The organism is Aerococcus sp. HMSC23C02 (assembly GCF_001806805.1).
Lineage (GTDB): Bacteria > Bacillota > Bacilli > Lactobacillales > Aerococcaceae > Aerococcus > Aerococcus sanguinicola.
Genome location: NZ_KV786060.1, coordinates 487456 through 493484 on the forward strand (window position 1 = coordinate 487456; position 6029 = coordinate 493484).

Annotated in this window: 4 protein-coding genes and 1 other RNA gene; 1 reads left to right on the forward strand and 4 read right to left on the reverse strand. The window is 49.9% G+C overall.

Annotated features, from left to right (window positions below; all coding sequences use genetic code 11):
- The first annotated feature begins 574 nt into the window (after positions 1–574).
- The gene (locus tag HMPREF3090_RS08915; protein WP_070486493.1) at positions 575–1537 is read left to right on the forward strand and encodes an ABC transporter substrate-binding protein; all 963 of its coding nucleotides are present in this window, start codon (positions 575–577) and stop codon (positions 1535–1537) included.
- Positions 1538–1733: 196 nt separating this feature from the next.
- Here the strand turns inward: HMPREF3090_RS08915 and ffs are convergent.
- From ffs to HMPREF3090_RS08935, 4 genes are all read right to left on the reverse strand, one after another.
- An RNA gene (gene ffs, locus HMPREF3090_RS08920) (signal recognition particle sRNA small type) lies at positions 1734–1830 on the reverse strand.
- Positions 1831–1918: 88 nt separating this feature from the next.
- Positions 1919–2920 carry an ornithine carbamoyltransferase gene (argF, locus tag HMPREF3090_RS08925; RefSeq protein ID WP_067974248.1) on the reverse strand — a complete coding sequence of 334 codons (1002 nt, stop codon included), beginning with the start codon at positions 2918–2920 and terminating at the stop codon, positions 1919–1921.
- A 726-nt stretch (positions 2921–3646) separates the two neighbouring features.
- Positions 3647–4501, reverse strand: a complete 855-nt coding sequence (locus HMPREF3090_RS08930) for a MetQ/NlpA family ABC transporter substrate-binding protein (protein ID WP_067974245.1) — start codon at positions 4499–4501, stop codon at positions 3647–3649.
- A gap of 385 nt (positions 4502–4886) precedes the next feature.
- The gene (locus HMPREF3090_RS08935) at positions 4887–5825 is read right to left on the reverse strand and encodes a ZinT/AdcA family metal-binding protein (RefSeq protein WP_067974242.1); all 939 of its coding nucleotides are present in this window, start codon (positions 5823–5825) and stop codon (positions 4887–4889) included.
- Positions 5826–6029: the final 204 nt, after the last annotated feature.

Here is a 6029-nt window from a genome sequence, read left to right on the forward strand (position 1 = left end):
TCCGACTCACAAACTAAGAGGATTTTCGAAAGTTGACTCGGTCCTAAGCGCAAACTAAGGGGACTTTCGAAAGTTGACCCAACTCGCCTCACAATCCAGGATTTCTATTTGTGAGTCAGCCTGCCCATCAACCCCAGTTCCCCCTTCACATGATCATTTTCCCCAGAATAAATTAAAATTCCATAAGAATACGGTTGACTTCTTCTTACTTTTGTCCTATGATAGGATTATCACTTGAGAAAGGAGCATGACTCATGCTAAGAATTGAATCAACTCACTGCCTGGGCGCATGCTCGGCTCAACCGAATACTTTCTTCTTTAGCTTCTTTAGATAGTGTTTGTAGCTATGCGAGTCATAGGTACAAACACGGACCAAGCGTTTGTATCTATGAGGCTAGAGATTTTTACCATGCTTAGGCCCCATAGAATAGATTGGATATTCTAAGAGGCCGGGCCTATATTTTTGAACTTACCCACCGTCTTAGGATAACTATCTAAGGCGGTTTTTCTATTGTAAGGAAGAGAGTTTAGTCACTTGTTGGTTATTTTTAGAACTTATAAGGAGGATCTCATCATGAAAATCAAGCAATTAGTTAAAATATTAGGTCTCGGTGCCCTAGCGCTGGGTTTAGGGGCTTGCGGGCAAGCAGCCGAAGATAATAGTCAAGCCGAAGCATCAGTGGGTGTCCTCCAATTTATGGAACACGAATCACTCGACCGGGCCCGGGAAGGTTTCACAGATGCTCTCAAGGAAGCCGGCTATGAAGAAGGCAAGAATTTAACACTCAACTACCAAAATGCCCAGGGTGACCAATCCAACTTGCAGAGTATCACCCAGCAATTAGCAGGTAAAAACGACCTCATCCTCTCCATCGCTACCCCAGCTGCCCAAGCCATGCTGAACACCGATAAGAAGACGCCCCAACTTTTCACGGCAGTTACTGATCCGGTCAGCGCCAAATTGGTCGAAAGTGCGGAAAAACCTGGCGCTAACATGACGGGAACCAGCGACGGCGCGCCAACGGACAAGGTCGTCGACCTCTTGCTCAAGGCGGACCCTTCCATTAAAACCATAGGCATCCTCTACAACTCCAGCGAGGTCAACTCCGAGATGCAGTACAAGGAAGCCAAGGACTATATCGAATCCAAGGGGCTCAAGGTGGAAAGCATGACCGTCACCACGACCAACGAAATCCAACAAGCCACCAAGGCCCTGGCTAAGAAAGTCGACGGCATCTACCTGCCAACCGACAACACCGTCGCCAACACCATCCAAACCATCGGCCAAGTGCTCAAAGAAGAAAAAGTGCCTTCAGTTGCTGCCTTCGATGCTGGCGTGGAAGGTACCCTCTGCGCTTACGGGGTGGACTACTACGAACTCGGCAAGCAAACCGGTCAAATGGCCATCGACATCCTGAAAAACGGTAAAAACCTAGGCGAAATGCCCGTTCAAAAATCCGAAAAATTAGTGGTTAAAGTCAATGAAGACATGGCCCAGGCACTCGGCAGCGACCCAAAGTCCTTAACGGAAGAGTAATTCTCAGCTACTACCAGGACCTGGATGATCTCAGCCGGCCCTTGGAACATTTAACCTGTGATCATTGATAAAGAAAATCATAAAAAATTTACCTAAATAAAGAGGCTCTAATCGCGATTGGGCCTCTTTTATTGTATATTTTACCCCATAGAAAAAGCCGGCCGCTGATTCAGCGCGCCGGCTCCTTTAATATCCAAAATAAAAAACTTACAGCACAAGATGGAAAATGCTTAGGGCTGCTTCGTTCCCGATCTGACCCGGTTCACATCTCCATCCTCGCCATAAGGTCTTTCGACAATGATTATTGTAACATGGATTGGGGAAACTGACAAGGGGGAGGACTGGGGAAAGCTAGTTCTTGCTTTTCCGTCCCCCTTAACTCTAAACTCCCGGCACAAACAAATGCCCATTAGTCGCCGCCAGAATGGCCTTGGTCGAGTGCAGGCGGTTTTCAGCTTGTTGGAATTGCCAGCCGGCCTCGGATTGGAAGACCTCGTCCGTAACTTCAAAGGCAGCCTCGCCGTATTGATCGACCAGGGCCCGGCCTTTTTCACTCTCACCGTTGTGGTAGGCAGGGAGGCAGTGCATGAAGATGGTGTCCTTGCCTGTCTCTGCCATAAGCTGGGCATTGACTTGGTAGGGCTGGAGTAAATTGATGCGCTCTTCCAGCTGGTCTTCTTCCCCCATGGAGACCCAGACATCGGTGTAGATGGCGTCCGCTTCTTGGACAGCGGTATGGACATCCTCTGTCAGTTGGTAGGGCGTCCCGTAAGTCTCAGATAATCGGTCCGCTAGCGCACGAACTTGGGCATTTGGCTGGAGGGATTCGGGTGCCGCGATGACCACTTCAACCCCTAGGATCAGGCCCGCCAAGAGCAGGGAATTGGCCACATTGTTACGCCCGTCCCCCACATAGACCAACTTGAGCCCAGCCAAGTCACCGTAAGCCTCCTTGAGAGTCATGTAGTCGCCCACCATCTGCATGGGATGGGCCAAGTCCGTTAAAGCATTCCAGACCGGCACCCCCGCTTCAGCAGCCAGAATATCCACATCTTCCTGAGCCGCCCCGCGAAAACCAATCCCATCAAAAATCCGCCCCAGAACCCGAGCTGTATCCGCAACAGATTCCTTGGTCCCCAACTGCATATCCGCCGTGGAAAAATACTCCAAATCCGCCCCCAGATCGCTAGCTGCTACCGTAAAAGCCGCCCGCGTCCGCGTCGAAGCCTTGTTGAAAACTAGAGCCAAGTTCTGCCCCTCCAAATAAGGATGAGGAATCCCCCGCGCCTTAAGATCCTTAAGATGCAAGGCAAAATCCACCAAATTGCGCAATTCCGCTTGACTAAAATCACTCACCCGTAAAAAATTTCGTCCTTGTAACATACTTACCACTCCTTAATTAGGATTCTGTCCCCAGTCTGGCACGAAAAAAACAAATACGCAAACATAAGGGTGTGAGGGCTAGCGGGAGAAATAGACCTCTGGAGGCAAAAGCCAGAGAAGACTGAAAGTCTTCGGCGGATCTTTGTGAAGAGGAGCTATTTCTGCTAGCCCGAACCCGACTAGACAGGGTGTGAGACTTGGCGGTTAGACTCGGATGATTGGAGCAAGTCAGAATAAGAGCGAAGCATTCGCTCGTTTCTGACTTGTGAAATCACTCCGAGTCTGCCAAGTCGAACCCAACTATGAGGGTGTGAGCAAGAGCGGTTAGCTTTGGATGCTTGGAGCAAGTCAGGACTTTCCTATTTGCATACAAGCTTGCCGAATGCAAATCCACAACCGCTATCTGCACTCAGCCTCATCGAGCGCAAACCCAGTCCCGCTATCTGCATTCAAGCCTCCCGAAGGCAAATCCACCCCCATTTATTCACAAAGGCAAAAAAAACAATAAAAAAAGACCAGCTGAATAGCTGGCCTCGACATGTCGCAATCTGCCTTCTTGCTTGTGGGGAGCGTGAAAGCAAGGCTCTGACATTGAGCCTACCGAATGAGTATATGCTTCGATTGCTTTTAAAGGAAAATTTATGCATGTCTGCTTCCCAACAGACAATTACATTATAGCTAAGCTTTATTGAAATTGGGTTAAAAACTTGTAAATCTTATGTAAATTTATGGGATGAAGTCCACCTTTTGTCCCCAGACCGGATAGTACTGGCCTGGACTCACTTCATTCATCTTGTCCGCCACATCTTGGGCTTGGTAGAGCTGAACAATTTTTTGAAGTGTGGAGTTATTCTGGTCTTCCTTGCGCGCCACGATTAAATTATAGCGATCATTTGGAATTTGATCCAAGTGGTCGGCATCGGTGAAGATATTTTCCTCAATCTTCATACCTGCGTCTTCAGCGAAGGACCCGTTCACTACCGCCGCATCCACGTCCTTGACTAGGCGAGGGGCTTGGGCGGATTCCACTTCCACCAGCTCAATATTCTTAGGATTCTCAATGACATCACTGACCTGAGACAGGGTCGACCCGCCATCGCGGAGCTTCAATACACCCGCCGTCTGCAAGGCTAAGAGCGCCCGCCCCTGAATCGAAGTCTCCTGGGGAATCAAGACCTGGCCACCTTCCGGAAGGTCCTTGAGATCATCCACCTTGTCAGAGAAGATATAGAGCGGTGTGATGAAGGTCAGCCCAATCGGCGTCAAGTCTTCCTTGTGGTCCTCATTCCACTGCTTGAGGAAGGCATAATGCTGGAAGGCGTTGAGCTCGACGTCTCCATTGGCCAGGGCCTGGTTGGGTTGGTTGTAGTCGGTTAACTCCACCACTTCCAGGTCGATCCCTTCCGCCTTGGCCTTATCTGCGACAAACTCCCAGATTTCCTTCTCGCTCGAGCCAACCACCGCCACGCGCACCTTATCCTTGGCCGCCTGGTTCTCCGACGACGCCTCCTCGTGCTTGCCACAAGCCCCCAAAAGCAAGAACGCTAAAAGTGCTAAAAAAAATTTCCCAAATCGCTTCATACGATCACCTTTCCCTTCTGTAGACGCTACTATAGCAAATATTTCGCCAGACCGGAAGTCTCGGAAAAAGAACAGGAGTGATCGCTTGAGGAGATCAGCTGATAAAAATAAGCCTCCCCGTTCATTAACAAAGGAGGAGGCATATTGGATTTGGGGAGGCGCTGGTCAACTCGCAAATAAAACCCCCTTCTGAAAGTTACCAGCCAACTACTTTCAAACTAAGCTCTACTTTGAAAGTTCCTGGCGGCCTACTCGTAAACGAGGCCGTGATTCATAAGTAGAAGACGAGCAACTTTCAAACGACGTCCTCGTTTGAAAGTTCGAGCCCCCTTCTCCACCCAATCCCCCAAAAAGAAAAAACCAGCCGCAGCTGGTTTTCCCTCTCCTAATGATGGAGTTGGTCTTCGAGGATCTGGTCGCCGGTCCATGCCTTGGGGTAGAAGGTTGGCCAGTTGTCCATTTCTTCAAAGAGGGCTTCGTGGGAGTCGTTCCCTACAAAGATATGGAAGTGGTTGACATGGTCGCTCGGGGCAACGTGGTGGTCCGAGAACTGGACATAATTATAGGCTTCCTCATCGCCGGATACCTTGGTAAACAAGGGACGGACGCCGCGGTTGCCTTTTTCATAATCGAGAATCTTCGAGCCTTCTGCCCGGTAGGTCCCAGTTGCGGTCGATCCGTCTTTCTTGATAAAAGTAATCTGGTCGCCCTCGATCTTGATTCCCTTGAGGTCGGTCTGGTAGCCCTTCTGGTAATAGGCCTTGTAGTCTTCCGCCGACTTCTCGCCCTCGGACTTGACCGCCTTAAATTCCATAACAGGGTCCAAAGTGCCGTCTTCTAAATAAGGGGCCACCGACTGCCAGTCGCCCTGCCAATCTGCTAGGGTTCGGTCAGCTACATCCGCATCGTCGAAGTAGCCGGCTTGGACCTGGAGCGCCTTCTCATGGTCGGCCTTAAGATTGGGATGGGCCGCCAAATAGTCATCGAAGTCCTTCCGCTCCTCTTCAGTCAGCTTGTCGGCAGGAACTTTGTGGTAGTGGTCGCCGTGCGCCACCAGGTAGTCCTCCCCTTCCTTGCCGACCAGGGTCTCCTTGGTCACTTCAAAAGCATGGTCATGGTCTTCCCCACTGTGGTCATGCGTATGATCGTGGCTATCCTCTCCATGGTCGTGCCCCTCATGGCTGTGTCCCGAATGATCCTGACTCGTCGCCTGCTCGGTCTGACTAGAAGAAGCTGCCGCTTGATTAGCGGGCGCATCCGAAGCCTGGCAAGCGCCCAGGGCCAGAACACTCAGCAGACTCACCATTAATACATCTCGTTTCAAAAAATCCCTCTTTCTTTCCTTAAATCGTAATCGTTACGATTAATAGTCTAACCGAGATCCAAGCGCCTGTCAACAAGAAAAAGAAAAAAGAGGCTAAAACATAGGTCCTAACCCCTTTGTAAAATAAAATTATTTAGTTGGTTTGCCATATTATGCTGGTGAGCATTCGCTCCGCTTTTGAATTTGGGCCTTGAAGAGCCATGG